The organism is Occallatibacter sp., assembly GCF_049582745.1.
GTDB lineage: Bacteria > Acidobacteriota > Terriglobia > Terriglobales > Acidobacteriaceae > Telmatobacter.
Window position 1 is genome coordinate 1 of the sequence record NZ_JBAUUO010000171.1, and the last position, 24561, is coordinate 24561.

General features: G+C 59.2%; 21 protein-coding genes. 6 read left to right on the forward strand and 15 right to left on the reverse strand.

What is annotated here, in order from left to right; genetic code table 11:
* Positions 1 to 222: 222 nt before the first annotated feature.
* From WCA10_RS24155 to WCA10_RS24165, 3 genes are all read right to left on the reverse strand, one after another.
* Positions 223 to 1968, reverse strand: coding sequence for an amidohydrolase (locus WCA10_RS24155; RefSeq protein WP_472825105.1), 1746 nt, complete (start codon positions 1966 to 1968; stop codon positions 223 to 225).
* A 151-nt stretch (positions 1969 to 2119) separates the two neighbouring features.
* Entirely contained in the window at positions 2120 to 3391 is a 1272-nt protein-coding gene (locus WCA10_RS24160) for a M20/M25/M40 family metallo-hydrolase (protein WP_472825106.1), read from the reverse strand.
* Between the two features lie 48 nt (positions 3392 to 3439).
* Positions 3440 to 4357 carry a tRNA pseudouridine synthase A gene (locus WCA10_RS24165; RefSeq protein ID WP_472825107.1) on the reverse strand — a complete coding sequence of 306 codons (918 nt, stop codon included), beginning with the start codon at positions 4355 to 4357 and terminating at the stop codon, positions 3440 to 3442.
* Between the two features lie 293 nt (positions 4358 to 4650).
* Here WCA10_RS24165 and WCA10_RS24170 point away from each other — a divergent pair, with 293 nt between their 5' ends.
* A complete protein-coding gene (locus WCA10_RS24170) occupies positions 4651 to 6822 on the forward strand; it encodes a TolC family protein (RefSeq protein WP_472825108.1) in 2172 nt (723 codons plus the stop codon).
* Positions 6823 to 6982: 160 nt separating this feature from the next.
* On the opposite strand, the gene aroA is transcribed toward WCA10_RS24170, so the two are convergent.
* From aroA to hpt, 5 genes are all read right to left on the reverse strand, one after another.
* Positions 6983 to 8284: a 3-phosphoshikimate 1-carboxyvinyltransferase gene (gene aroA / locus WCA10_RS24175; protein WP_472825109.1), complete on the reverse strand. Its 1302-nt coding sequence runs from the start codon at positions 8282 to 8284 to the stop codon at positions 6983 to 6985.
* A 105-nt stretch (positions 8285 to 8389) separates the two neighbouring features.
* Complete coding sequence (locus WCA10_RS24180) at positions 8390 to 10213, reverse strand: SpoIIE family protein phosphatase (RefSeq protein ID WP_472825110.1); 1824 nt, start codon at positions 10211 to 10213, stop codon at positions 8390 to 8392.
* 177 nt (positions 10214 to 10390) lie between these two features.
* Positions 10391 to 11146: a deoxyribose-phosphate aldolase gene (gene deoC, locus WCA10_RS24185; protein WP_472825111.1), complete on the reverse strand. Its 756-nt coding sequence runs from the start codon at positions 11144 to 11146 to the stop codon at positions 10391 to 10393.
* Between the two features lie 167 nt (positions 11147 to 11313).
* On the reverse strand, positions 11314 to 11661 hold the full coding sequence (locus tag WCA10_RS24190; protein ID WP_472825112.1) for a nuclear transport factor 2 family protein: 348 nt from the start codon (positions 11659 to 11661) through the stop codon (positions 11314 to 11316).
* A gap of 190 nt (positions 11662 to 11851) precedes the next feature.
* Entirely contained in the window at positions 11852 to 12397 is a 546-nt protein-coding gene (gene hpt / locus WCA10_RS24195; protein ID WP_472825113.1) for a hypoxanthine phosphoribosyltransferase, read from the reverse strand.
* A 129-nt stretch (positions 12398 to 12526) separates the two neighbouring features.
* On the opposite strand from hpt, the gene WCA10_RS24200 reads away from it, so the two are divergent.
* On the forward strand, positions 12527 to 13327 hold the full coding sequence (locus WCA10_RS24200; protein ID WP_472825114.1) for a prolipoprotein diacylglyceryl transferase: 801 nt from the start codon (positions 12527 to 12529) through the stop codon (positions 13325 to 13327).
* 90 nt (positions 13328 to 13417) lie between these two features.
* On the opposite strand, the gene WCA10_RS24205 is transcribed toward WCA10_RS24200, so the two are convergent.
* Positions 13418 to 13792 carry a response regulator gene (locus WCA10_RS24205; RefSeq protein WP_472825115.1) on the reverse strand — a complete coding sequence of 125 codons (375 nt, stop codon included), beginning with the start codon at positions 13790 to 13792 and terminating at the stop codon, positions 13418 to 13420.
* 573 nt (positions 13793 to 14365) lie between these two features.
* Between WCA10_RS24205 and WCA10_RS24210 the strand changes: the two genes are divergently transcribed.
* A complete protein-coding gene (locus WCA10_RS24210; protein ID WP_472825116.1) occupies positions 14366 to 14812 on the forward strand; it encodes a hypothetical protein in 447 nt (148 codons plus the stop codon).
* On the opposite strand, the gene WCA10_RS24215 is transcribed toward WCA10_RS24210, so the two are convergent.
* The 6 genes from WCA10_RS24215 to WCA10_RS24240 form a co-directional block, all read right to left on the reverse strand.
* Positions 14809 to 16224: a Gfo/Idh/MocA family protein gene (locus WCA10_RS24215; RefSeq protein WP_472825117.1), complete on the reverse strand. Its 1416-nt coding sequence runs from the start codon at positions 16222 to 16224 to the stop codon at positions 14809 to 14811. The two genes, WCA10_RS24210 and WCA10_RS24215, sit on opposite strands and share 4 nt — an antisense overlap.
* Positions 16225 to 16282: 58 nt before the next feature.
* A complete protein-coding gene (locus WCA10_RS24220; RefSeq protein WP_472825118.1) occupies positions 16283 to 16906 on the reverse strand; it encodes a SprT-like domain-containing protein in 624 nt (207 codons plus the stop codon).
* A 184-nt stretch (positions 16907 to 17090) separates the two neighbouring features.
* Entirely contained in the window at positions 17091 to 17645 is a 555-nt protein-coding gene (locus WCA10_RS24225) for a hypothetical protein (RefSeq protein ID WP_472825119.1), read from the reverse strand.
* Between the two features lie 108 nt (positions 17646 to 17753).
* The gene (locus WCA10_RS24230; RefSeq protein WP_472825120.1) at positions 17754 to 18212 is read right to left on the reverse strand and encodes a hypothetical protein; all 459 of its coding nucleotides are present in this window, start codon (positions 18210 to 18212) and stop codon (positions 17754 to 17756) included.
* A gap of 270 nt (positions 18213 to 18482) precedes the next feature.
* Positions 18483 to 19805 (reverse strand): tetratricopeptide repeat protein, encoded by a 1323-nt coding sequence (locus WCA10_RS24235; RefSeq protein ID WP_472825121.1) that lies wholly within the window; start codon positions 19803 to 19805, stop codon positions 18483 to 18485.
* Positions 19806 to 19944: 139 nt separating this feature from the next.
* Complete coding sequence (locus WCA10_RS24240; RefSeq protein WP_472825122.1) at positions 19945 to 20583, reverse strand: hypothetical protein; 639 nt, start codon at positions 20581 to 20583, stop codon at positions 19945 to 19947.
* 589 nt (positions 20584 to 21172) lie between these two features.
* Between WCA10_RS24240 and WCA10_RS24245 the strand changes: the two genes are divergently transcribed.
* The 3 genes from WCA10_RS24245 (at position 21173) to WCA10_RS24255 (ending at position 24010) form a co-directional block, all read left to right on the forward strand.
* On the forward strand, positions 21173 to 21730 hold the full coding sequence (locus tag WCA10_RS24245; RefSeq protein WP_472825123.1) for a D-glycero-alpha-D-manno-heptose-1,7-bisphosphate 7-phosphatase: 558 nt from the start codon (positions 21173 to 21175) through the stop codon (positions 21728 to 21730).
* Between the two features lie 466 nt (positions 21731 to 22196).
* Positions 22197 to 23756, forward strand: coding sequence for a glycoside hydrolase family 1 protein (locus WCA10_RS24250; protein WP_472825124.1), 1560 nt, complete (start codon positions 22197 to 22199; stop codon positions 23754 to 23756).
* A 74-nt stretch (positions 23757 to 23830) separates the two neighbouring features.
* Positions 23831 to 24010, forward strand: a complete 180-nt coding sequence (locus tag WCA10_RS24255) for a hypothetical protein (protein WP_472825125.1) — start codon at positions 23831 to 23833, stop codon at positions 24008 to 24010.
* Positions 24011 to 24561 lie beyond the last annotated feature (551 nt).

The following is a 24561-nucleotide window of genomic DNA, read 5'->3' on the forward strand; positions in this document are numbered from 1 at the left end:
GAACGCCGGTCGTCAAGACCGCAGGATGAACGGGAGCCGTCCGCCCGCGGGGGAGCCGATAACTCGGCTCCCCCACTGCAACAGTCTCAATGAAACTGCCGCCTATTCAGAGATACAAGGATGACACCCTGAGGTGCGAAAGACTGTGGGTCGTATCGATGCATTGCTCCCAGGTCTCAGAATCGAGACTTGGGGCACCCAGATTTGCCGGCGAACTGAATTCTATTGGTCTGAGGTTGCGAGGGCGTCCTGGCCGGCGACGAAGGTCTGGAGGACCTGCGTGAAAAGAAGCGCGGGCGCACCGACTTTGTAGAGATCGCGGTCGACGAGGATGAAGTCGGCGTCGTAGCCGGGGACGAGTTTGCCTTTGTGCTTCTCGGCGAATTGGGCGTAGGCCGAGCCTTGTGTATAGGCGTAGAGAGCCTGGCCGCGGGTGAGCTTGTTTTCAGGGTAGTAGGATTTGGTTCCGGCTTCGTTCATGCGGGTGACGGCAGCGTGGAGTCCGCGAAAAGGCGTGATGGGCTCGACGGGATAGTCGGTGCCGAAGGCGAGAGGGACGCCGGCGTCGAGGAAGGCTTTCCACGCGTAAGAGTAGGCAGCGCGCTTGGGACCGAGGCGATCGACGGCCCAGTTCATGTCGGTGAGCAGATGGTTGGGCTGCATGCTGGCGATGACGCCGAGTTTCTTGATGCGCGGGATATCGGCGGGATCGACGACCTGGGCGTGCTCGATGCGATTGCGTGCAGTGGTGGAGATGCCGGGCTGTGAGTAGGCGTCGAGGGCCATCGATGTGGCCTTGTCGCCGATGGCGTGGAAGCCTAGCTGGAAGCCCGCAGCGGCGCGTTCGACGGCCATCTTGTTGAGCTGGCCCTGCGTGTATTGGGGGAGACCGGTGTTACCGGGGTCGTCGGCGTAAGGGGCTTTCATCGCGGCGGTGCGGGAGCCGAGCGAGCCATCCATGAAGCCTTTGAGCATGCCGGTGTGGAGCAGGGGATCGTTGGCGTCGTGATGCGCGCGGTGGGCTTTCAATTCGTCGAGGGAGTCTTTGAAGGGGAGCCACTCGCTGATGCGCAGATGAAGCTTGCCTTCCTTCTCCATTTGCTCGAAGACGAGGAAATCCTGCCAGTCGCTAAAGTCCTGCACGCTAGTGACGCCGTGCTTGAGCGCATCAGAGATGGCGAGTTCATCGCCTCTGCGGCGCTCTTCAGGTGAGGGCGGTGGGATGACTTTGTAGACGAGGCTCTTTGCGGATTCGCGGACAATGCCGGTGGGTTCGCCACTGGCGTCGAGGTCGATGGCTCCGCCTTGGGGCGGCTTCGTCTTGCCGGTGATGCCGGCGGCGGCCAAGGCGGCGGAGTTGGCGATGGCGATGTGGCCATCGATGCGATCGAGGAAGGTGGGGTGGCCGCCCGTGACTTTGTCGAGGTCCTGGCGCGTGGGGAGAGCCTTTTGTTTCCAGAGCGTGTGATCCCAATTGCCGCCAGTGAGCCAGTGGCCTGGGGGCGCAGCGGCTGCGGCAGACTGGATCTTCGCGAGCATTTCGGAGAGGGATTTGACGCCGGTGAGGTCGACGTTGAGCTTGGTGCGTCCAGCGCTGCCGAGGTGCGTGTGGGCATCGTTGAAGCCGGGAAAGATGAAGGTGCTGGTGTTGGCGGAATCCAGATCGTTGAGGACGGTCTTGGGTCCAGCGAGGCGGGTGATCTCTTCGGTGGTGCCGATGGCGAGGACCTTGCCGCCACCAATGGCCATGGCTTCGACGGTTTGCGGCTTGTCTTCGGCAAATCCAACACCCGTGTAAATGACGCCGTCGAAATAGATGACGTCGGGGGTTCCGGCGATCGGTTTGGTTTTGGGGGAACGCGAGGATTTGGCGCGTTTCGACGGGTGGCCCGGGGTGGGTGCGGTCTGGGCTGAGCACAACATTGAGGCGGCGAGAGCCGTGGCAACGAGGGATGGGAATGTGCGCATGGGCGCAGTTTAACAGACTGCAAATTGGTGGTGGAGTAGATCGCCAGACCGCAGGACAGCAGATTTTTTTGGAGTGGGTTTGTGCTCTCCCACGTCTGAAAATCCAGACCTGGGGCACCGCGGTGTAGCAGAGACACCGGAAGCCGAATTGTTATTGCTCAGCGGCCCATTCCGTCATGGCAACGGTGAGGAGGAGGATGCGCCGCAGGCCGGTTTCACGGTCTTTGTCGCTGTACCACTCGGAGAGAGTGTGGGCGCCGCCGCCATCGCCGCCCGCGCCGATGGAGAGAGAGGGAATGCCGAGGGAGATAGGGATATTGGCGTCGGTGGAACCGAGGCGCGGATCGGTTCGAATTCCGAGATGGCGATCGACGGCGCGCAGAACTTCAAGAATGGGAGAGTCAACGGCGAGTTGCGCAGCGGGGCGGTCGCCGATTTTTTTGATGGTGAATGTAAGCGGGCCGCGACTACGGACGTTTAGATGTTTTGCAGCAGCGTTGGTTTGATCGACGGCATCCTCAACGGCGCGGTGGAGAGCGACTTCGAGACGAAGAAGTTCGTCGGGACTGGTGGAACGGAAGTCGATGGATGCTGTGGCGCTCTCGGGGATGGAGTTGACGCTGGTGCCGCCGGAGATGGTGCCGAGGTTAAGAGTGGTGCTGGGTTTCTCAGGCAGCGGCGTGCGCGCGACAGTCGCGAGGGCATCCGCCATTGCAGCGATGGGATTGGGCGTACCGGAATCGGTGAAGCTGTGGCCGCCGGGACCTGAAATCGTGACCTGGAAGCGCAGGCTGCCAAGGGCCTGCATGACGGCGGAGTCGGCGCCCGCACCATCGAGCACGATGTGGGCTGCGATGCGGCCGGCAAGGGCGCGCTGCTCGTAGAAATGACGGATACCGCGCAGATCGCCTTCGCCCTCTTCGCCAACATTTCCAAGAATGACGAGGGGGACGGCGAGTTTGACCTTGGAGTGGATGATGGCTTGCGCAAGAGCGAGCATGCCGATGACGCCTGCGGCATTGTCGCATGCACCGGGAGCGGTGAGGCGACTGGCCCCATCGTCGCGGGTGAGCCTGGGACAAAGCGGCGTGGCGGCGGGAAAGACGGTGTCGAGATGCGCGGAGAGGACGACGACGGGTCCGGTGCTGTCGGCTGGAAGATGGGCGGCGGGGATGAATCCGATGACGTTGCAGACGGCGTCAACTTGGACGTTGGTGAGACCGATTTCGGCAAAGCGTGCGGCGAGCCATTTGGATCGCGCTTCTTCTCCGAAGGGAGGCGCGGGGATGGCAACGAGTTCGGCCTGGCGATCGATGAGGGTTTTGGGATTGTTGTGCATCCAGGTGAACGCAGAATGTACGGCGCGCTGGGCGGCGATTGCCGTTACGCGTGTGAAAGCCGTGCTGCGCGAGAAGATTGCCATTTGCCTTCAGAGTAGCAGGAGGGACGGCGAGGACTTTGTGACCTAAGTTCATGGAGCGTGAGAAAGAAGATTTGTCTCGTTGTATTCGACAGAGTGGAGCAAGAGGCCGCGCGCAGGCGCGGTTGGACCGGCGAGAGCGCGATCATGCGCCAAGAGAACTGCGGGAATGTCGTGGAGTTGCCTGTAGCCGCGGGCGACGTCGAGCATGGTTCCGACGAGATTGCGCACCATGTGGTGAAGGAATCCGTTGCCGCGCACGCGATAGATGAGCAGGTTGAAGCCGTCGGTGATTTGTTGGTGCCACGCGGAGGAGTAGATGGTGCGGATGGCGGTGCGGGCTTCAACCCCATCGAGAAAGACCTGTCGCTGGGGACCCTTGGGCAGGGTTTGAAAGGCGCTCTCTTCGGCGTAGTCTTGCGAGCGGGTTGCAAGATCGGGATCGGTGGCGGCGAAGCTGCGAAAGTCGTGTTCGCCGACCAAGGCTGAAGCGGCGGCATTGAGGTCAGCGAGATTCAAGCGCCAGGAGTAGGGGTAGACATAGCGCGCAAGAAAGGGTGGGCAGATCTGAGGACAGGCGGGCTCGATGGGAAGAACGCGGTACTCGTAGGTTTTGGCGACGGCGGAGTGGCGGGCGTGGAAGGTGTCGGGAACGATCTGGGCGTCGAGAATGCGGATTGATCCCGGCAGGGTGCGGTTGAGGGCGCGGAGAAGATTGGGAGGCGGGATGCGCGCTTGAAGTTGGAAGCTGGCGACCTGGGCGAGCGCGTGTACGCCGGCGTCGGTGCGGCCTGAACCCTGGGGCAGGGGGGATTCGCCGACGACGCGGCCGAGGGCGGACTGCAACTCGCCCTGGATAGTGTGTTCGCCGGGCTGGATTTGCCAGCCGCGGAAGTCGGTGCCGTCGTAGGCGAGGGTCAATCTCCACGCGCGGCTTTGTTGCGACGCGGCCTGGAAAGCTTGAGTCACGGGTACCAGTGTAGATAACAGGGCAATCAACAGGATAATTGACCAAAAGCGACGATCCGGTCAGGGACAGCGAGTGGGATATACTCAGCTTTTCGTGTCAGAGTGCGCGCGGGCGGTCTGGAATCAATGGAACGAACGGCCTGCGTAGCGCGTAATGCTTGATGACCATACGGTCAAGTGAAGCAAGGGAACGGAAAGCACCGCGCAAGAGCACAAATTTGCGTCCGGAGGGGCTCTCTGGACGTCATGTAGAACGGCACCCCACATGCCTCAGCGACTCGTGGAGAGGAAACATGCAATTGTTCGGTATTCGTGTGTTTGAGGATCAAGCAGCAGCCGGCAGGCAAGTGAAGCGGAATGGAACGCAGCGATTGAGGGCCATTGCAGCGGTGATGCTGGCATTGACCGCGGGAGTTCCGCCGGGATTTGGGCAACAGCAAACGGGTGGGGTGAGCGGAGCGGGCGCGAAGCAGCCGGAGAAGCAGGCATCGCAGTTGCCCGCGGCTCCAGCGCCGGTTTTGACAATGCCGCTGGATTTGCGGCCAAGCGGCCGCAATTTCTCGAAGCCGTTTGGGCCGCTATTGGGCAATCCGATCAATATGTACCGGCCGACATCGATCGGGAAGGCGAGTTTTGCGAATTCGGTACGGCTCGACAACCTGGTGAAGGATGAGAAGATTTATCTGAGCTTGTCGGATGCGATTGCGCTGGCGATCGAGAATAACTACGACATCGCGATTGCGCGCTACGACCTGGACATTGCAGATACGGATATTTTGCGGACCAAGGCGGGATTTTCGCCGCTGGGTGTGTCCTCGGGAGTGGTGAGCGGCACGCTGGGCGGATCGGCTTCAGTGTTGACGACGGGTGGTGGACCTGGCGGAACGACGGGCGGGTCGGGCGGCGCGGGATCGGGCACGCAAGGATTGTCGCTGACAACGGGCGGCGCAGGACCAGCGCCGGAACTTCTTGATCCAAACGTCACGGGAACGATTGATTTTCAGCGCGCGCGGCAGCCGCAGTCCAACACGCTGTTTTCTGGCGGCAAGACTTCGCTGACGACGAACACGGACCTTTATCAGTTCGGCTACAACCAGGGTTTTGTTACCGGCACGGCGCTGCAGGCAACAATCACAAACGACCGGATCACCACCGACAACCCTTTCACGTCGTATAGCCCGGAATTAAGTTCGGTTTTCAAGGCTACGGTGACGCAGCACCTGCTACAAGGGGCGGGGATCTGGATCAACAAGCGGTTCATGTACCAGGCGATGAACGACCGGCGCATCGCAGACTCGTCGTTCCGGGAACAGATCCTTTACACGGTGAACCAGGTGGAGAGCATTTACTGGGGGCTGGTGGGCGCGTACGAAGATGTACAGGCGAGGCAGCGCGCTCTGGATCAGAGCACGAAGCTCTCGTCGGACACGCACAAGCAACTGGAGATCGGCACCATGGCGCCGCTGGACGTGGTGCAGGCCGACTCGACGGTGGCAACGGACAAACAGGCGCTGATCAATTCAGAGAATGTGCTGAACTATCAGCAGCAGGTCATCAAGCAGGCGATTGCGCGCAACCTGAACGATCCGGCGCTTGCGACGGCCCCGGTGATTCCGACGGATCGCATCGGTCTCGACACGATTGAGGAAGAGAGCCAGCCGGTAGAAGAACTGGTGCAGACAGCGTTCAAGAACCGGCCTGAGCTGGAACAGGCTGCACTGACGCTGCGCAACGATGAAATTACGCTGAAAGGTGCGCGGAACCAGTTGCTGCCGGCGCTGGATGTCTACGGTTACTATGGATCGAGCGCACTGGGTGGATCGCAGAGCCCGAACTGGACGAACTTCCAAACGGGGGAACCCAACCCGCCGGGCACGATTCCATCGAGTGGATATGGGACGGTGCTTACGAATCTGTTTAACAGCACGGCGCCGGATAAGGGCCTCGGGTTCAGCATGACGATTCCTATCCGGAACCGTTCGGCGCAGGCGCAGCAGGCACGATCGCTGATGGAGTATCGCCAGGCGGAGCTGCGGCTAGCTCAGCTCTACACGCAGATCCGGATGCAAGTGGTGAACGCGCAGTTTGCGTTGACGAACGATCGCGCGGAAGTGCAGTCGTCGCTGGCGGCGCGGGACTATGCGCAGCAGAGCCTGGATGCGGCGCAGAAGAAGCTGCATCTTGGTGCTTCGACGACAGCCGATGTGCTATTGCAGGAGCGCAATCTCGCAACCGCGGAGAACAATTTGATTGCCGCGAACGCGGCATTTGCAAAGGACCGTGCGGGACTGTACCAGATTCTGGCGACGACGCTGCAACACTACGGCATCAACCTGCAGGATGCGGCGAAGGGAACGGTGAATACGGCGCCGGCGATACAGGGTGTGCAGCCGGCGAGTACGATGCCGCAGCCGACGACAACGCCGATGCCGGCGCAGCCAACGCCTCCGCCATCGAGCAGGTAGATTATTTGTGCGAGAGAGGCCCGGCGTGAAGCCGGGCCTTTTTGTTTGGGAAAATCCTCAGGGCTGAAGCCCTCGTAATTTACGAGCGCTTATTCAGGGGTCTGAAGACCCCTGCTCCGTCCGGGAAGACTCGATCTTCCGTTCGGGAAGGCCCGATTTGCTAGCGTTCGGCGACTAGATCGAGGAGGTCGAAGAATTCGGGGAAGCTGATGGCAGCGGATTCGGCGCCCTGGATCAGGGTTTCGCCTTCGGCGCGGAGAGCGGCGATGCTGAAGGCCATGGCGATGCGGTGGTCTCCGCCGGAGTCGATGACGGCGCCATGGAGTTGCTGGCCGCCGGGGACATCGAGACCATCTTCGAATTCTTCGACTTCGGCGCCCATCGCGCGGAGATTACGGGCGACAAGGGCGATGCGATCGGATTCCTTGACGCGGAGTTCTCTGGCGTCGCGGATGCGGATGCCGCCGCTGGTGTAGGGACCGATGGCGGCGAGGACGGGGAGTTCATCGATAAGTTGGGCGGCGAGGGCACCGCTGATTTCAGTGGAGCGGAGGCCTTCGGGGTCGGTTGTGATCTGGACGGTGCCGACGAGCTCGGCGTGAGATTCCTCGATTTGAAGGACGGCGATGCGCGCGCCGAGGGTGGTGAGGACGTCGAGAAGCGCGGCGCGGGTGGGGTTGAGACCGATGCCGTCGAGGATGAGGCCGGAGTTGGGGAAGAGCGACGCGGCGCAGAGGAAAAATGCAGCGGAGGAGATGTCGCCGGGGACTGAAGCGTCGATGGCGTGAAGGGTCTGCGGGCCGGTGATGTTGATGGAGTCGATGGAGCGGGCGAGGCTGGCCCCGAAGGCGCGGAGGGCGAGTTCGCTATGATCGCGGGTTCGCAGTGCTTCGTGGATGGTGGTGGCGCCGGTGGTTTGAAGGCCGGCGAGCAAGATGCAGGTTTTGACCTGGGCGCTAGGGACGGGTGTGGTGAAGTCGATGGGGTGGAGTGGGGCGCCTTCGATGGTGATCGGCGCGTGGCCGTCGGTGAGGGTGAGGTGCGCACCCATTTCGGCAAGAGGCTTACGGATACGGTCCATGGGACGGCTCGTTAGCGATGCGTCGCCGATGAGGGTGAAGCTGCCTTGCTGCGGCGCAAGAAGGCCGGAGATCATGCGCATCGTGGAGCCGGAGTTTCCGCAATCGAGCGGGAGATTGGCGGGAGTGACGCGGCCGCCGACGCCGTCGATTTCGATGCGGCCGTCTTCGAGGTTGCGGACTCTTGCGCCGAGGGCCTGCATGCAGGAGAGCGTGGATGCGCAGTCGGCGCCGGTGGAGAAGTTGGAGAAGCGCGACGTGCCTTCTGCGAATGCGCCAAGCATGGCGTAGCGATGACTGATGGATTTGTCGCCGGGGAGACGGAGAGTGCCGAGGATGTTGCGCGCGGGGCGGATGATGCGTTCATGCGTGGTCGTAGACAATGGATCTCCGGGGCGGTTGGGGTCGTTCTTAGTTTACTAAGAAGGGAAGGGACGAAGGGACATTGGAACGAAGGGACATAGGGATACAAGGACACAGGATAAGGCCTATCGTACGCGGAGGACGATGATGGTTTCGTCGTCAAAGCGGTCCTGGGCGCCTTGGAATTGGGTGACGTCAGAGAGGATGGCGGAGGCGATGTGCTGGGCGGGGAGATCGCGGCTGCCGCAGAGCAGTGTGGCGAGACGTTCTTCGCCGTACATTTCGCCTTTTTCGTTTTCAGCGTCGAGGATTCCATCGGAGACGAAGACGATGGCGTCGCCCGGTTGTGTAGCGACGTTGAATTCCTCGTAGGTGGCATGGGGGAACATGCCAAGGGGAAAGCCTTCGGCTTTGACGGTGATGGACTCGCCGCCGCGGCAGAAGACGGGCTGCACAGCGCCGGAGTTAGCGACTTGCAGCGTCTGGTTCTCGTCATTCCAAAGAACAAAAAGCATGACGACGTATTGCGAATCGAGGCGGCGTTCCTGAAGCGCGTCGTTGAGTAGCGCAAGCATTGCGGCGGGCGCGAGCTTTTGCTGAGCGGCGGAACGCATGATGCCGCTGACGAGTGCGGCGAAAAGGGCGGCAGGAGCGGCCTTGCCGCTGACGTCGCCGAGAACGATGGCCGTCTGATCGGGCGAGTATTCGAGGAAGTCGTAGAGGTCTCCGCCGATGGTGCGGGCAGGGAGGAAGCTGACGGCGAATTCGGCGTGCTTGTGGACGGGCGGCGTGGTGGGCAACAGGCGCAGCTGGACTTCGCGGGCCATGGCGATATCGCGCTCGAGTTGCTGCTCCTGGCGCTTGACCCTTTGGTAGAGACGCGCGTTCTCGATGGCGATGGCGACCTGCGCGGCCATGGTGGTGAGAGTGCGTACGTGATCTTCATTGAAGAAGGCGGTGCGCGTGTGTTCAAGATCGAGGACGCCGATGACACGTTCTTTGTAGAAGAGGGGCACGACGAGTTCGGAGCGCGTTTCGGGGTTCATGGGGAGATAGCGCTGATCTTTGCGGACGTCGGGAACGTTGATGGGGCGCCACTCGCGCACGGCTGCGCCGACGAGTCCGCTGGTGACGGCGATGCGGCGCATGGGGGCCTGCGCGTAGCCGAAGCGCCAGGAGTAGCGCGTGATCAGCGTGTCACCTTTTTCATCGAGAAGCATGATGGTGAACATCTGGTAGTCGATGAGGCGGCGGAGGAGCTGGCCGACCTTGGCGAGGAGCGGATCGAGATCGAGGATCGAGGTGAGTTCGGTGGAGATTTCGTTGAGGACGGAGAGGGTCTCGGCCTGACGGGAGATGCGCGTGTAGAGGCGGGCGTTCTCGATGGCCTGCGCGATGCGCGAACCGGTGAGGGTGAGCAGATGGAGGTGCTCTGGCTTGAAGAAGTCGGGTTGTTCGCTCTCGAGATCGAGGACGCCGATGAGGCGGTTCTTGGCGATGAGAGGAATGGCGAGTTCAGAGCGGACGTTGGGGCTGGCGGGAATGTAGTGTTCGTTGCTTGTGACGTCATTGAGCAAGATGGGCTCACGGGTCAGGCCAACCTGGCCAATGACGCCTTTGCCCAGCGGGAAGCGCAAGCGTGCCGCTTCAGGGGTGTGGCCGATCTGGAAGCGCATACGCAAGTCGTTGGCGCGGTCGTTGAGGAGGAAGATGGCGAAGATGCGATAGGGGATGATGGAGCGCACGAGCTCGGAGGTTCGATTGAGAAGGGTTTGGAGGTCGAGCGTGGTATTAAGCGTGTCTGCCATCTGGGACAGGTACGCGAGGTCGGTGGTTTCAATGCGAGCGTTTTGCGGATCGATGTGAGCGTGCGGGTTTTCGGGGTCGGCGGGGCGGTAATCTCCTTCATACTCGGGTTCCGGGCGGGTGATGGGCGGGGTAGAGGGCATGGGGGGACTGGAGTCGATGATACAAGAGCGGGGAATGGGGACAGGGACTAGGGACATAGGGACATAGGGGCTCACGCAAATGGGGATAGAGGGACATAGGGAATCGGGAGACTTACGACGAATGGCGGCGGAAGGACAAGCAGGTCCTTCGTTTTGCTTGGGATGGCGCGGCAGAATTTATTCGGCGCCCAGTTCACGGACGATGGTGACGGAGGCGGATGCGCCGATGCGGTTGGCGCCGGCTTCGAGCATGGTTTTGACGTCGGCGAGAGTGCGGATGCCGCCAGAGGCTTTGACACCGCAGCGTCCGCCGGCAACGCCGCGCATGAGGGCTACGTCGGCCGCGGTGGCGCCGCCTCCGCCGAAGCCGGTGGAGGTCTTGATGAAGTCGGCTCCGGCCTGGATGGCGAGTTCTGCTCCACGGAGTTTTTCTTCTACGGTGAGCATCGCTGTTTCGAGGATGACCTTGAGGAGAGCGCCATTGTGATGCGCGACAGTGGCGGCGGCATGGACGGTGTGCTGCACGGCGTGGTGGTTGCCGCTCTTGAGCTGGCCGATGGGGATAACCATGTCGAGTTCTTTGGCGCCAAGGCGGGCGAGAGCGGCGGCTTCTTGCCGGAGCGTGGAGACGAGGGATGCGCCGAAGGGAAATCCGATGACGACGCCGACGGGGATGCCAGTGCCGGAAAGGATCTCGACGGCGGCGGGCACCCACACGGGATTCACCATGGCGCAGGCGAAACGATAGCGGATGGCTTCGTCGCAGAGGCTTTCGACTTGTTCGCGGGTGGCTTCGGGTTTCAGCAGGGTGTGGTCAATGACTTGTGCAAGAGATTGCCAGGAGGAAAGGGCCTGTTTGGTGAATGCGTCCGAATCGAATGTTCCATGATCGAATTCAAGATCTTCGTCCCGAATGGGGGTGATTGCTGGCATTTTCTTGCTCCTTCATTCCTACGCCGCTCTATGGATGGGCGGCTTGGTGGGTTGTTTCCGGTTGTTGAGTATAGCCCTTCGCGTTCGATTGAGCCAATGGCACACGATACGCGGGGATGACGAAAGGCATACCGGGCCGGCTCATTGGTTTTTGCGGCGTGCGCTTCCTATTGCTCGATATCCATGCGGGCAATCAGGCCGTCGCGGAATTGGTACGTATGGTAGACGGTAGTGTCGAGCAGCAGGTTGCCTTGTGTATCGTGGACAACCTGATGCACTTCAACCACCCAATTCCCATGTTCATCGGGTTCGATACGAATTGGTTCGACATGGGGATTGAGCGTGGTGAATTGGCGCGTCCAGTAGGCACGAACATCATCCTTTCCATGGACGTGGCCGCCTTCCATTCCGTTCGCCCAATCGACATCGGGGTGCATGCGCGAGATTACCGCATCAATGTTACGGGCATTGAAATCGCGGTAGGCGTTTTGGAGAATTTCGCGCTCATTGGTCATGGAGTTTGGTTTCCTTGGAGAGCTTGGACTGGTGCGTACATCATATTAATCAGGAAGTCGCAAAACAGACCCAGGGGCTATATAGCCCACCGCTTGTCCTGCCTCTTTTCGGCACGCGATCCAGAGGGTACCCCGAGTCATGCCCTGTTACAAGACTCGAATTCGAATGAGTCTGTCCACCGCCAGTCAGCTATTCGGGGTGGTCCGGAGCCATCAGGCAGATGTCGGGCAGATTGCGATAACGCTCGGCATAGTCCATTCCATATCCGATGACGAATAAGTTTGGTATGGAGAAGCCAACATAATCGGCGTCAATTTTCTCGATGCGGCGCGAGGGCTTGTCGAGCAAAGCGGCGATGCGCAGGGTCTTGGGCTTTTGCTGCAGAAATATTTTGCGGAGGTAGGCGAGGGTGAGTCCGGTGTCGAGGATGTCTTCGACGATGAGGACATGCTTGCCTTCGATGGGCTCATCGAGATCCTTGATGAGTTTGACGGCGCCGGAGGAGCGCTGACCTTTGCCATAACTGGAGACGGCGACGAAATCGAAGGTGGTGTCGACGTTGACGGAGCGGGCGAGGTCGGAGAGGAAGATGGCTGCGCCTTTCAAGACGCCGACCATCACCAGTTTTTCTTCATTGAGGTCGCGGGTAATTTGCGCACCCATCTCGGCGACGCGGCTGGCAATCTGTTGACGCGTATAGAGAACCTCAAGTCCCTGGTAAGTGATGGTGGCCATGGAAACAGTATCGCGCGTTGAGACAAGGGCCGGATCAGGATCTGTGAAAAATGTGTTCGAATCTGGCGAGAGGCTCGACCGGAGGTTTGAGAACCATTTGAATCCGGTGGCCGTCTATACTGGGAGAGAATGATTCCCTATCTCCATCTGAACCTTCATTTCTTTCATCCTGAGATTCCCACTTTTGGGCTGATGTTGTGGCTGGCGGCCGTTTTGGCGGCTTTTGTGATGGATCGCGGATTCAAGCGGGCGAGCATCGACGCCGATGCGGTGGGGATGGTGGCGATTGCCGTTCTGGCCGGGATTGTGGGCGCGAAGCTTTGGCATGTGATTGATACACCTAGCGAATTCCGCGAGATGGGATGGCGGGTGCTATGGGATACGGCGGGGTTCGCGTGGTTTGGCGGGCTGGTGTTCGGGATTTCAGCGCTGCTGTTTCAGGGCTGGTGGGCGAAGATTGGCGCTTTACGAACGCTGGACCTTGCGGCGCCTGCTGCGGCAATTGGGTACGGGATCGGACGGATCGGATGTTTCTTATCCGGCGATGGGTGCTATGGAATTGAAACGAAGCTGCCCTGGGGGATGAGCTTTCCTAATGGGATTGAGCCGACGGCGCCGGGCGTGAGGGTGCATCCCACGCCGCTGTATGAGCTTGGGATGGGACTGTTGATTGGGTGGTACCTGTGGTGGCGCGGCGGGAAAAAGCACGGAACGGGGGCGATTGTCGGCGAGTACCTGGTGCTTAGCGGCATTGCACGGTTCCTGGTGGAGTTTATCCGGCGCAACCCCAAGGTGATTTGGGGATTGTCGAACGCGCAGTTGGCGAGCCTGGGGTCTGCGGTCGTAGGAGCGGGCCTGGTGTGGTGGGCATCGCGCCAGCCATCACGCGATCCGGGTGCAGTGCGGGAGCGGCTCTCGAAGGCGGCTTAACCGGCGACGCATTGTCGAGCGGCCGGTGGAATTTCTGAGAACAATTTGGGTTGAAGCGCGATGGGATCGGTCGCTTTGTGCGCGACGGGTCTATTGGATCTCCTTGAGGCGGTCGAGGAGGACGCGGGGATGCACGGGCTTGGTGAGCAATTCAAAGCGGTGGCCGTTGGCTTCGGCGCTTTCGAGCAGGTCGGCGGTCGCTGCCTGACCTGAAAACAGGATGATGCGGCATTGGGGAACGATTTCGGTGATGCGGATGGCCGCGTCGATGCCGGTTATGCCCTCCATAATGACATCGCTAATGAGGAAATCCGGCAGAAGCTCGCGGGCGGTTTTGATTGCGGCTTCAGCGGTATAGACGGCGCGTGCTTCATAGCCGCTGCGGTTCAAAATGAGGGCCAAAGTATTGGCAATCACCCGCTCATCGTCGAGGACGAGCACCCGCTGTGCGGTGGGACCAGTCATGGTCGTCTCCGTTCTTTGTCGTGCTCGGCGCATGGAACCTCGAAGGAAACAGCTTAGCGAGACATCGTACTTAAACCATCCGGCACGATCGTGTCGGCGGTTTGATTGACACAGGAGTTGACCTGGCATTGAACAGGCGTTGTTTTCTGGCAGAGAGCCGACACGCAAGGTGCCTGGAATTGTTGAGATTCTCTCATCCTTGCATGAACGTCACAGCGCCTCTTATCGGTGAGAATCGGGATCCTTTGCCTATTTCGAGCTCATTTCGATCTGACTCTACGGGCGTCAGGGAAAGCCTGAGTTTTATTCTTCTCTACAGACACGGATTCTCGGAAAGAGTCTCGCTCGGGAATCTAACGTGGCAATAATCGGGCTTGGGGTGGGTAGGATTTGATCTGTGTAAGTTGATATTGAAGTGAGGTTTTCAGCGAAAATGGGATGTAGCGGATCAGTAGCGGATTGTGCCTATGAAATCCGCAGCGCCGCGCATCGGCAGCATTTGAAGAATTGCCGAATCCGGTGAGGCTGCACCGAGCGGAGGAGATGTGGGTGAAGAGGATAGCATGCGCTCTTTTGACGGCGATGCTCGTTCTGACAACTGCATGCGATCCGGGAATGATGATCCGTCAAAGCCCATCGCCTCATGCATCAAGCGGAGCCAGCTTATCCATTCACATCAAGACTAGCCATTCCTTCACCGGAGCGACGTGGTATGCGCCGGAAGTCGAGATCACCAACCCGTCCGGTGCACCGGTTACGGTTACATCGGTCGAGTTGATTGCAGGTCGAATAACATACCAAAACAAACGAACCGAAACGTATCATTTGAGGGTGACGCCGAAGGCCACGAAAGTTCTCGATGTTTGGTTCGATCTCCAGGAGGACGTGAAGAGGACTTTCCGACAACCTGCCGCCCTTCGCGTGAACTACCGGATCAATCATGAAGATGGCTTTGCTGAGTCCGGCATTATCGGCGGATCGCTGGATACAGTGTTCGCTAGGCCTTGCGCCCTACTCTAAGCGAGCTTGTAGGGGGCGCGGTATTCGCGGGTCATGAGGGCGGTGGCTTCGGGGTCGTTGAGAATCTTCTCCTGCTTTACATCCCAGTGGAGTTTACGGCCGACGAGCATGGAGATGAGTCCCAGATGGCCGGGAATCAGCGAGTGATGGGCAACGTCGACGGGCGTGATGGTGGGCTTGCGCGACTTGGCGCTGTCGAGGAAGTTGCGGCGATGCTCTGAGGATTCGTAGAGCGGGATCTTGCGCTGCGCTTCGGGAAGGCGATCCATCTTGACCCAATCGGGATTGGAGGCGTCGAAGCCGCTGCGATCGACCCAGACCCATCCGTCAGTACCGATCCACTTGGTGCCCATGCTGATGGCGGGAGAGCCACCGCTGATTGCAAACGACACGTCATTGGGATAGCCGGTGACTTCTTTGCGATAGGTGCACTCGACGGTGTATTTCTGCGCGACGTTCCAGACGGCGTTGGCGGGCGGGAATTCGCCGAAGCCCTGAACCTCTGAGGGGCCGGTGAGGTCGAAGCCGAGTCCCCAGTGAGCGATGTCGCCGTGGTGGCCGATCCAGTCGAGAAGCTGGCCGCCGCCAGTGTTGTAGTTCCAGCGCCAATTCTGATAGACGCGGGCGTCGATGTAGGGCTCCATTTTGGAGGGGCCGATCCAGGTGTCGTAATCGAGATCGGGCGGAGGTTGAGTGACGGCGAGATCCCATGCCGGCGTGCCGGGAACGACCTGAGAGGGATCCTTGATCTTGTCAGAGACCGTGGAGAGTCGCTTGAGGAAACCGGGAACGGTGTTGGGGAAGTCGTGCGGCGCGCCGGGGAGGCCGACTTCGACGTGGGTGACGTTGCCGATGAGGCCGTTGCGAACGATTTCCGCAGCTTTGTGGAATGGCGGTACGGAGCGCTGCCAGGAACCGGTCTGCCAGATGATGTTGTTCTGGTGGACGGCGCGGACGATGGCCTGCTGTTCGGCGATGGTCCGAGCGAGAGGCTTTTCGCCGTAGATGTCTTTCTTGCGCGCAGCGGCTTCAGTGGCGACGATGGCGTGCCAGTGATCGGGAATGGCGATCATGATGGCGTCGATGTCGTCGCGCGCGATGATCTCGTGGTAGTCGTGGATGGCGGCGCAGTCCTTGTTGCCATATTTGGCGTTGACGGTGTCGACGGCTTGCTGGAGGTGGTTCTTCTCGATGTCGCAGGCGGCGACAACCTGGCAATCGTCAAAGCCGAGGAAGGACTTGGTATTGGCGGGACCCATCATGCCCCATCCGATGACGCCGATGGTGATGCGCTCGTGCGCCGGGACGCGGCGGGCGCGGGCAAATGGGCTGGCGGAGATGGCGGCGGCAGCGGCGGCGGACTGGATGAATTTGCGACGGGTGATTGCGGAGTCGAAGGATGGCGCGGTCATTGGGGCTCCCGGAAATGGGCTTGAAGATGCCGGGGAGAATGATAACGCTTGGGTCTGCCTAGAGGCGTTTGAGGAATGCGAGGGCCTGGTGGAGTTGGGGGAAGAGGGCTTCGTCGGCTTTGAATTCGCGGGAGTGGACGCAACGGCGGAGGCCACGCATCTTGACGGGATGCTTGAGGTGGAGCATCTCGTGGTAGAGCAGGTATTCGATGGCGTAGCGCGGGCTTGAGGGGCGATCGAAGACGCGACTGACGACGATGGTGTTGTGGGCGGCGTCGTAGTGACCGAGCGAGCGCTTGGCCATGCCTTCGCTCCAGGTGAGTTCGGGACGGCCGAGGAGTCCGCCGAAGAAGCGGGTGTTGAGGGAGTCGAAGACTTCTTCGAGGTTGTAGAAGTGGCCCTGCGGGCCGGAGTAGCGCTTGCTGCCGCGGGCGTGACGGATGAGTTCTGTCTGGCGAGCGACGGCGGCGCTGGTGGTGAAGCGCTTGAACCGAACGTTGTGCGATGGGTCGATGGTTTTCTTGTAGAGCTTGGCGAGCAGAATGTGGGCGATAGCGCGGATGACGCTCTCAGGAGCACCTTCGATGAGGTCGGAGAGGCTGACGAAGATCTTGCCTTCGCGCAGACGGATGGTGGTGTTCAGCGAGGTGAAGCGGCGAAAGCGAACGGCGAAGGGAGGCATCGGCGCTCGCGGACGCAAGGCACGATATTCCTCCTGAAAGATAGGGATAAGATCAGCAGCCACCAAAATCGAAGGTAGCACATTAGAGGCAGGGACCAAGAGAACAAGCGACATAGGGACAAGAGGGACATAGGGACATAGGGACAGAGGGACATCGGGACTGCGAACACTAACTCGAAACTGCTTATTGGGGTTTGGGTTCGGCGCGTTCCTGGCCCTTTTCGTCTTTGTGGAGGGCGAAGTAGTCGGTCTGTTCGCGCAGGAGACGCTGGGCCTGGTCGGTCAGATCTTCGCCGGCTTCGATGGCTTCTTTGCGGGAGAGATCGAAGGGCTCCTCGCCGGCGAGCGCTTTAAGTGAGATGAGCCAGTGTTGCGATTCGTCGGCGAGGATTTTGAGCGCTCCACGCATATCGGCGTGCCGGTCGGAGTACTCGTCCAGGTTGGAGCCGAGTTCGTCCATCAGGTCAGCGACATCCTGCAATTCGCGGTCAAGATGTTGGGCGCGTGCATCGGATGTACGGCGATTGGTAAGGCTTTTGACAGTATTGACGTGGTCGTTGAGGTATTCGGTGTAGAGCTTGATGCGCTCGTTGGGGTCGATTCCGGCTTCGCGGATTTTTTCGACCTGGGCGTCGGTCAGCACGTCGTGCTGCTGTTTTTGTGCGAGGCCGAACGTCGGAGTGAGTATGGCTGCGGAGAGAAGGGCTATATGGACGGACGGGCAGAAGCGGGGACGCATAGGCGAATGCACCTGCATCTCATTGAATCACAAATGAGCAAGAGGCGAGAAGCTGCGCGCTGCGGAAAGGCTCAGACGTCGTGCGAAATTAAATGAGGCGAGGCCGACTTATTTGCGGAAGACTTCGAGCATAGTTTCGTCCTGGGCCTTGTTCACCTGGGCGAGAGTGGCCTGGACAAGAGGACGATCTTCATAACTGCTGCTGTGGAGCATCTCGGTGAGCCGGAAGGCGGTGTGACGCAGCAGGATCTGGGCGTTTTTGAGGCGCTTATCCTTATCCGCGATACTGAGGTGCATTTTGTGGGTCAGCGTCTGGATCTGCTTGAGGAGAGAATTTGCCTTGTCGACGTCACCGGCGGCGTATTGCTTAACGCTGAATTCAGTCATGTCGTGAATGAGTTCGGCATAGAGAAAGCATTGTTCGCGCGGCTGGGCCTGAGGAATCCGGGCTTCGAGGGCGGTAATCGTATCCTGGTCGATAATTTTGTCGTCGGGGGAAGATGCGCAGGCAGGGATGGAGATAGCTGCGAATGCCAGGAGGATGGTCGACCAACCTTGAGACCGCATAAGGAACCTCCGCTGGAGCGGAATTAAAGCAAAACCTAAAGGTCCCGTGCTGTGCTGTAATGCACACTCGCCGGTTTTTCTTAGAGAGAATAGCCCAAAAGCTTTCGTTGCTTCTACTTCAAAAGAATAATGCCGACACTTCCCAATGCAGTTAAGCGACTATAGGGACATTTTAAGAGAACGTGCAAGTGAAAAGACCGTCTCGTCAGTAACTTTAATTCGAAGCGATCAAAAAGATGTCACAGCATTGTCTTTCTGTTTAAGGGGACCCTATTTTCTTTCAAGCACCTGGAGCCTTTGGCGCGCCTGCCATTCCTGATCTGGGAATTTGCCGCCGGACGAATCCAGGAAGTGGTGATAGTAGGTAATTGCCGCGTTCCGATCGTTCAATGAGTCATAGGATGTGGCCCAAAGAAAGTAGGTTGCAGGCACTTCAGGAAGATATCTTGAGCGCATGGTGAGGGCGTGGACGGCGACGGCGGGCTGATGAAGTTTGGACGCGGCGAAGGCAATTCCACTCCATGCATCGGGGTTGGCGGAGTCGAGTTTGCTGGCTTTGTCGAAGGAAGCCATGGCTTCAGCGAAGTGCTGTTGACGAATCAAATTCTGGCCGTGGGCGACGAGCAGGTCGACATCGTCGGGAGACTTGGTCAACAGGCTGAGGTAAAGCTTATTCGAAGCGTCGAACTCTCCGGCCTGGGCGAGAACGTCAGCAAGCATCCGCATTATTGCTGGGTCCTGGGGGTGCGCCGTGTGGAGTTTCTGTAGGAGCGGAAGGGCATCGGCATCGTTCTGCGCGGCGAGCACAGTGGCGAGTTGCGCGTTCAGAGCGGGATCGTCGGGTCTTTGCTCGAGCGCGGTCCGGACAAGTTTTTCCGCTTCGGGGTAGTGTTTGCTTTCGATGAGAACGTGGGCAAGGCCGGAGTTGGCCGCGACGGATTTTGGATCACCGGCGAGCACGCGACGGTAGGCAGCCTCGGCTGCATCGTGCTGGCCTGAAGCCTCTGCGAGATCGGCGGCCAACAGCGTGTCGCTCGCAGTTTCGGGAGTGATCTTGAGGGCTTCGAGTAATTCGCTGGAGGCCAGCTCAGGGTTTCCTTCGCCGTCGGGGCTGGGACTGTCGAGACGAGCGAGGGCGCGCCAGGCACGAGCTTTCAGGGCGGGACCGGCTTCGCCGGGATCGAGCGTAGTGGCGGCAAGCAATTCAGTATGGGCTTCGGACTTGTTGCCTTGGCGCGCGAGCAAGAGGCCGATCGCGAGATGGGCTTCGAAGGAATTCGGGTTGGCTCCAATGGCACGGCGATAGAAGCCCGCAGCCTCGTCGAGATGGTCCTGGTGGTCGGCGACATATCCGGCGTCGAAGAGAGCGCGCGCGTCGGTGGAGTGGGAGGCGAGGTAGGCGTCAAGTTTGGCAGCGGCGGTTTTCCAGTCGGATTTCGCGATGGAGGCTTCGGCATCGGCGAGCTCGGACGGCAAAGCCTGATCGGCGGCCTGCGGAGCATCCGGTGCGGGCTGTGGATGCTCCTGTGCATGGGATGGGACGAAAACAAAGGGCGAGCAAAAGAGAGCGCAAACGAAAACGAATCGACGCACAAGAACCTCAAGGATCAGTTTAACGGGACGGCTGAGGATTAGACGGAACAAGAGCTGAGTCAGTGCGAAGTGGCAGATTTTCGGCGGGACTCATTCGTTTTTGCGACCGTTTCACAAGAAAGATTTCTCTTCATCGTTGTCAGTCATCGTCTTCCATATCGTCCGTGTCATCATCTCCTGATTCGTCGTCATCATCGTCTGATTCGTCGTCGTCGTCCTCGTCGTCGTCGGGATCGGGATCATCTTCGTCGAGTTCAAGCGCATCTTCGTCCTGCTCGTCTTCGGAATCCTCCTCGTCATCGTCGTCGGGTTCCTGGTAGTTGTCGCAGGTTTCCTGGCGGGGGCAGTTGGGGCAGTCGTGTGGAGGCTCGCAGACGGTTTTGTCGGGAGCAAGCAATTCGGCGTCATCGTCGAATGCGGTGGAAGAGGGGTCGACGGGAGCGCCCGCGAGGTTGTAGAGGGTACGTACGGATTCGGAGGGTTTGGCGGTCTTGGCGCGATTTGTGAGTTGTGCGGCGATCTGCAGCCCGTAGAGGAAGAGACCGGCGCGACGTGAATCCATGTATGGGGAATTAAGAGACCGGATGACCTGGCCGATGGCGATGAGGACGGAAGACGAATCTTCGATGGGCGGCAGCTGGAACTTCTGGCTATCGGGGAGATTCGCTCTGTGCATGCGATGGAGTCTGTCGTGGAAATAGCACCAGGGTTTGCCGCGAAGGGCCGCAGCGTGGCAGCGCAATCCGTCGGTCTTGATGTGCCGGCATTCATGGAACATGGTTTTCTCCTGTATCCCCCCACCCGGTATTTGGAACCTGGAGGGAGTGTTTTCAGCGGTTTAGGTTGGGCTGTGGCCCGCAAATATTTCCTATGCAGGGAGTTGGCCGCAAATATCAGTCAGCAAATGGCTTAGGGGAAGGAGCGGAGGTACTGGGGGACAGGGATCAGGGGGCAGGGAGTCACAGACGCGACGGCGGGATACATTCGGTTGCTCCTCGAGCGAGAGGATTCGATTGCAATTTCATTGTGCGCCGGGAGGGGGAAATTACCTGCAAAACGGGGGTGGCTGGAAGCTGCTGAAAGGTATGGGGGTTGGAAAATAATTTGGGATGCGGGGGTTGACAGAAGTGGGGATCGTGGCGGTGGTTCGGAGGGGTGCGCGCGGGCCGGTGAACGGAGGTTTGGCAAAGGCACGAGTTGGCCACGATACACTCGGAACAACGAAAAGAAGCCGAATGCGCAGCTCAACACTTCAGACGAATTGACCCTCATAACTTCAACGGCAGTGTTGGCGTTGAAAGACAACGAAATGTGATTGTCGAGTCGGGCTGTCTTGCTTCGAAAAATCGAGTCACGGCTTGTTACGAATGAGAAGACGTGCAGTTTTTCTAGACCTGAACGGCACTTTGGTATTGCCCATTAAGCCGCAGAGTCTGAGCGAGCTAACGCTGATTGATAATGTGGGGCAAGCGATTGCTCGACTTTCGCAAGCGGGTTTATTGTGTCCGGTTGTCACCATTCAGAGCGGGATTAACAAGGGCGTCTTCTCGCTGGAAGATTTCCAACAGTGGTTCAAAGATTTCGCCCGCGATCTTAGAAATTGTGGTGCCGAGATTCTTGGGCCTTATGTGTGCCCGCACCGTTTTCGGGAACCATGCCAGTGCAAGAAGCCTTCTACTTTCTTGTATGAACAGGCCGCCAAGGACCATGGAATTGATCTTCAACGCTCCTTCGTAATCGGAGATTCGATGGAGGACGTCCGCGCAGCTCGTCAGTTCGGCGGTCAGGGCTGCTTGGTCCGCACAGGATGGGCCGAGAATCCTGCGGTAGTAGAGCGTGCAACGCCTTACGGGCCTTTCGTGGCAGAGTCGCTCGGCAGCGCTGTGGACTGGATCCTGTCTCGATCTTGCGATGCCGTTGAGTGATAGAGATTCTTCGGTTCGATCCGAGCTCAGCCGAGCGGTTGAAGAATGGCAATGCTCTCATTGAGGGGTTATGGGCGATTGACCGTCAACTCCGTCGAAACTCATCGACTCCAGATGAGTTTCATTCATATAGGTGGGTCGCAGACCCATGCAGAACTCGGAAGTTAGCATTTTTTGTGGCTGGAAGGCTTGCCAGGAACAACCACCGATGTTTCGACTACCCCTTCGCTGCACTCAGGGTGCGCTCAACATGACTAGCAGTTTTGTTGTTGGTGATTAAACCGCCTTCTCGGAAGTTGGCACTTTTTCGATACGAAGGATTAGAAAGACAACTGCAGATTCCTCGACTTCGCTCGGAATGACATTCTCCTTGGAGAGGAGAGGGAGATCCGGTCGCGTACCCTAGTCAAACGTTTGACTATGGACGTCGGCGGATGGTACCGTGTGCGGACTGGAGGGGATTGTGATGGATCGCCGTCGATTTCTGGGTAGTTCATTGGCTGCCGCGGGCGGAGCAGTTCTGTCGGGTCGAGGTCTTCACGCTGCGGGCTCTGGGCCAAGGGGCGAGATGGTTGAGCCGGCGCAGGTTCCGGGCGTGGTGCCGCAGGCGGAGACTGAACGTGCGCGCTTTCCGGATGGCTTCCTGTGGGGCACGGCTACTGCTGCCTTCCAGGTTGAGGGCGCATGGAAAGAAGACGACAAGGGCGAGTCGATCTGGGATCGATTTACACACACGCCAGGCAAGGTAAAAGGCGGAACAACCGCCGATGTCGCCTGCGATCAATACCATCTCTATCCGCAGGACATGGACCTGGCGAAAAGGCTCAACCAGAAGAGCTATCGCTTCTCCATCTCGTGGCCGCGAATCCAGCCCTCCGGAACCGGTGCGCCGAATATGAAAGGCGTCGATCACTACAGCCGCTTCGTCGACACCATGCTGGAGAGAGGGCTGCGGCCGTTTTGCACCATCTATCATTGGGACCTGCCGCAAGCGTTGGAAGATAAGGGCGGCTGGCCCAACCGCGACCTGGCCGGATATTTCGCCGACTACGCGGGCATCCTCGCCAAGCATCTTGGAGATCGCATTACCATCTGGGCGCCGTTCAATATGCCATGGACGGTTGCTTACATGGGGTATGGCGTAGGCGCGCTTGCGCCTTGCCGCACCAACTTCGACGACTTTCTCAAAGCAGCGCACACGCTGACGCTTGCACAGGCGCAGGCACTTCGATCCATCAAAGCGGCGTCTTCGAAAGCTACAGTGGGCAGTGCTTACGGGATGTGCCCGGCGTATCCCAAGACGGGTTCAGACGCGGATCGCGCAGCCGCGGCTCGCTATCACGCGATGAACAACGTGTTCTTCCTGGAAGCTGCGATGAAGGGCAGCTATCCCAAGGCGTTTGTGGGAGAGCCTCCGTTTGACCGGATGGGGGTCAAGCCTGGGGACGAGGAGATTATGCACGCGCCGCTGGATTGGGTCGGCTTCCATTACTACACGCGACGCATCGTTTCCGACGCGAGCCACGTGCAGGCGTTTAGCGGCGGAGGTTTCAGCGGCACCGAGATTGAGGCCGACCCTGCAACCGGGCGCGATCCGTACACACGCTTTCGGGCGGAGATGCCAACGGAAGGCCCGCTCACCGAGTCTGGACTGGAAGTGTGGCCTCGCGGCATGTACGACCTGGTGACGCAGATCTCGCGCGAGTACAACAATCCCATGATCGAAATCACTGAGAGCGGATGCGGCTATCTCGACGCGCCTTACGAAAAAGAGAATGGCCGCGTGCCCGACACGCGCCGCATCGAATGGTTTCGCCAGGAGCTGGCCGAACTGGCTCGAGCGATTGCCGACGGAGCCCGCGTCCGTTCATTTCACGCATGGAGCCTGATCGACAACTTTGAGTGGGCGAACGGCCACACGGAGCGCTACGGCCTGATTTACGTGGACTATCGCGATCAGAAGCGCACGGTTAAGGATTCGGGGCTGTGGTACGGGCGGGTGGCGGCGACAAACCGGCTAGTGTGAATGCGCTTGGGTCAGCATCGGCGTGCATCCGTGTGAAGTGGACGGCGCATCGAAGTTGCCTGGAGTGTGAAGCCATGGCAAATGAAACGAATATGAATATCCCTGACCGTCCGCAGTCGACGCCGATGGACAAACGTATCAATCCAGTGCCCACCGAGAAGGAAAGGGCGGAACGGGAAGCCGATAAACTGGCGCACAAGGGCGCCGAGCGCGAACACGAGTTCGACGATCAGCAGAAGCCGTTTACTAAGTAGGGAACCGTACAGTGCGGCGTTCCCGGCGGGTAACCTTCCCGCCGGGGTTGCTGTGTGTCATTACGTCACAGATGGCCGAACAATAAATTGATTTGTAAACTCGCTGGCTGGTTTGGTTTGCAAGAACCGACGAGTACCTTCGGGGCATCGTGAAACACGAAGGTCTCATGGCCATAAGTAACTCTTGCGACTGTGGTAGTAACCCTGAAAATTCCACTTTCGTGATTCTGCAATCACTGAAGGGTGGAGCATCTTCGCCCCAACTGGGGCATCCTTCTACCAGTACATGCGAGGTGAAGTTGGACCCCGCAAATCCCCAGAACACCAGGTGACATATGCTTTCCACCGCTACAAGACGACCGGGCGATGTTGCATCGTACCTGATGCTCCAGCACTTCCCGTTAACTAGCGCGTATCTTTGCCAGGATTGTAATTCGATTGGGAACAACGCCAATCAATGTCCTGCGTGTGCTTCGGAGGTTCTGATGAGCCTCTCGGCTGTACTGAACCGCTCCAACGAAACAATGATTGAATCGCAATATTCATCTTTA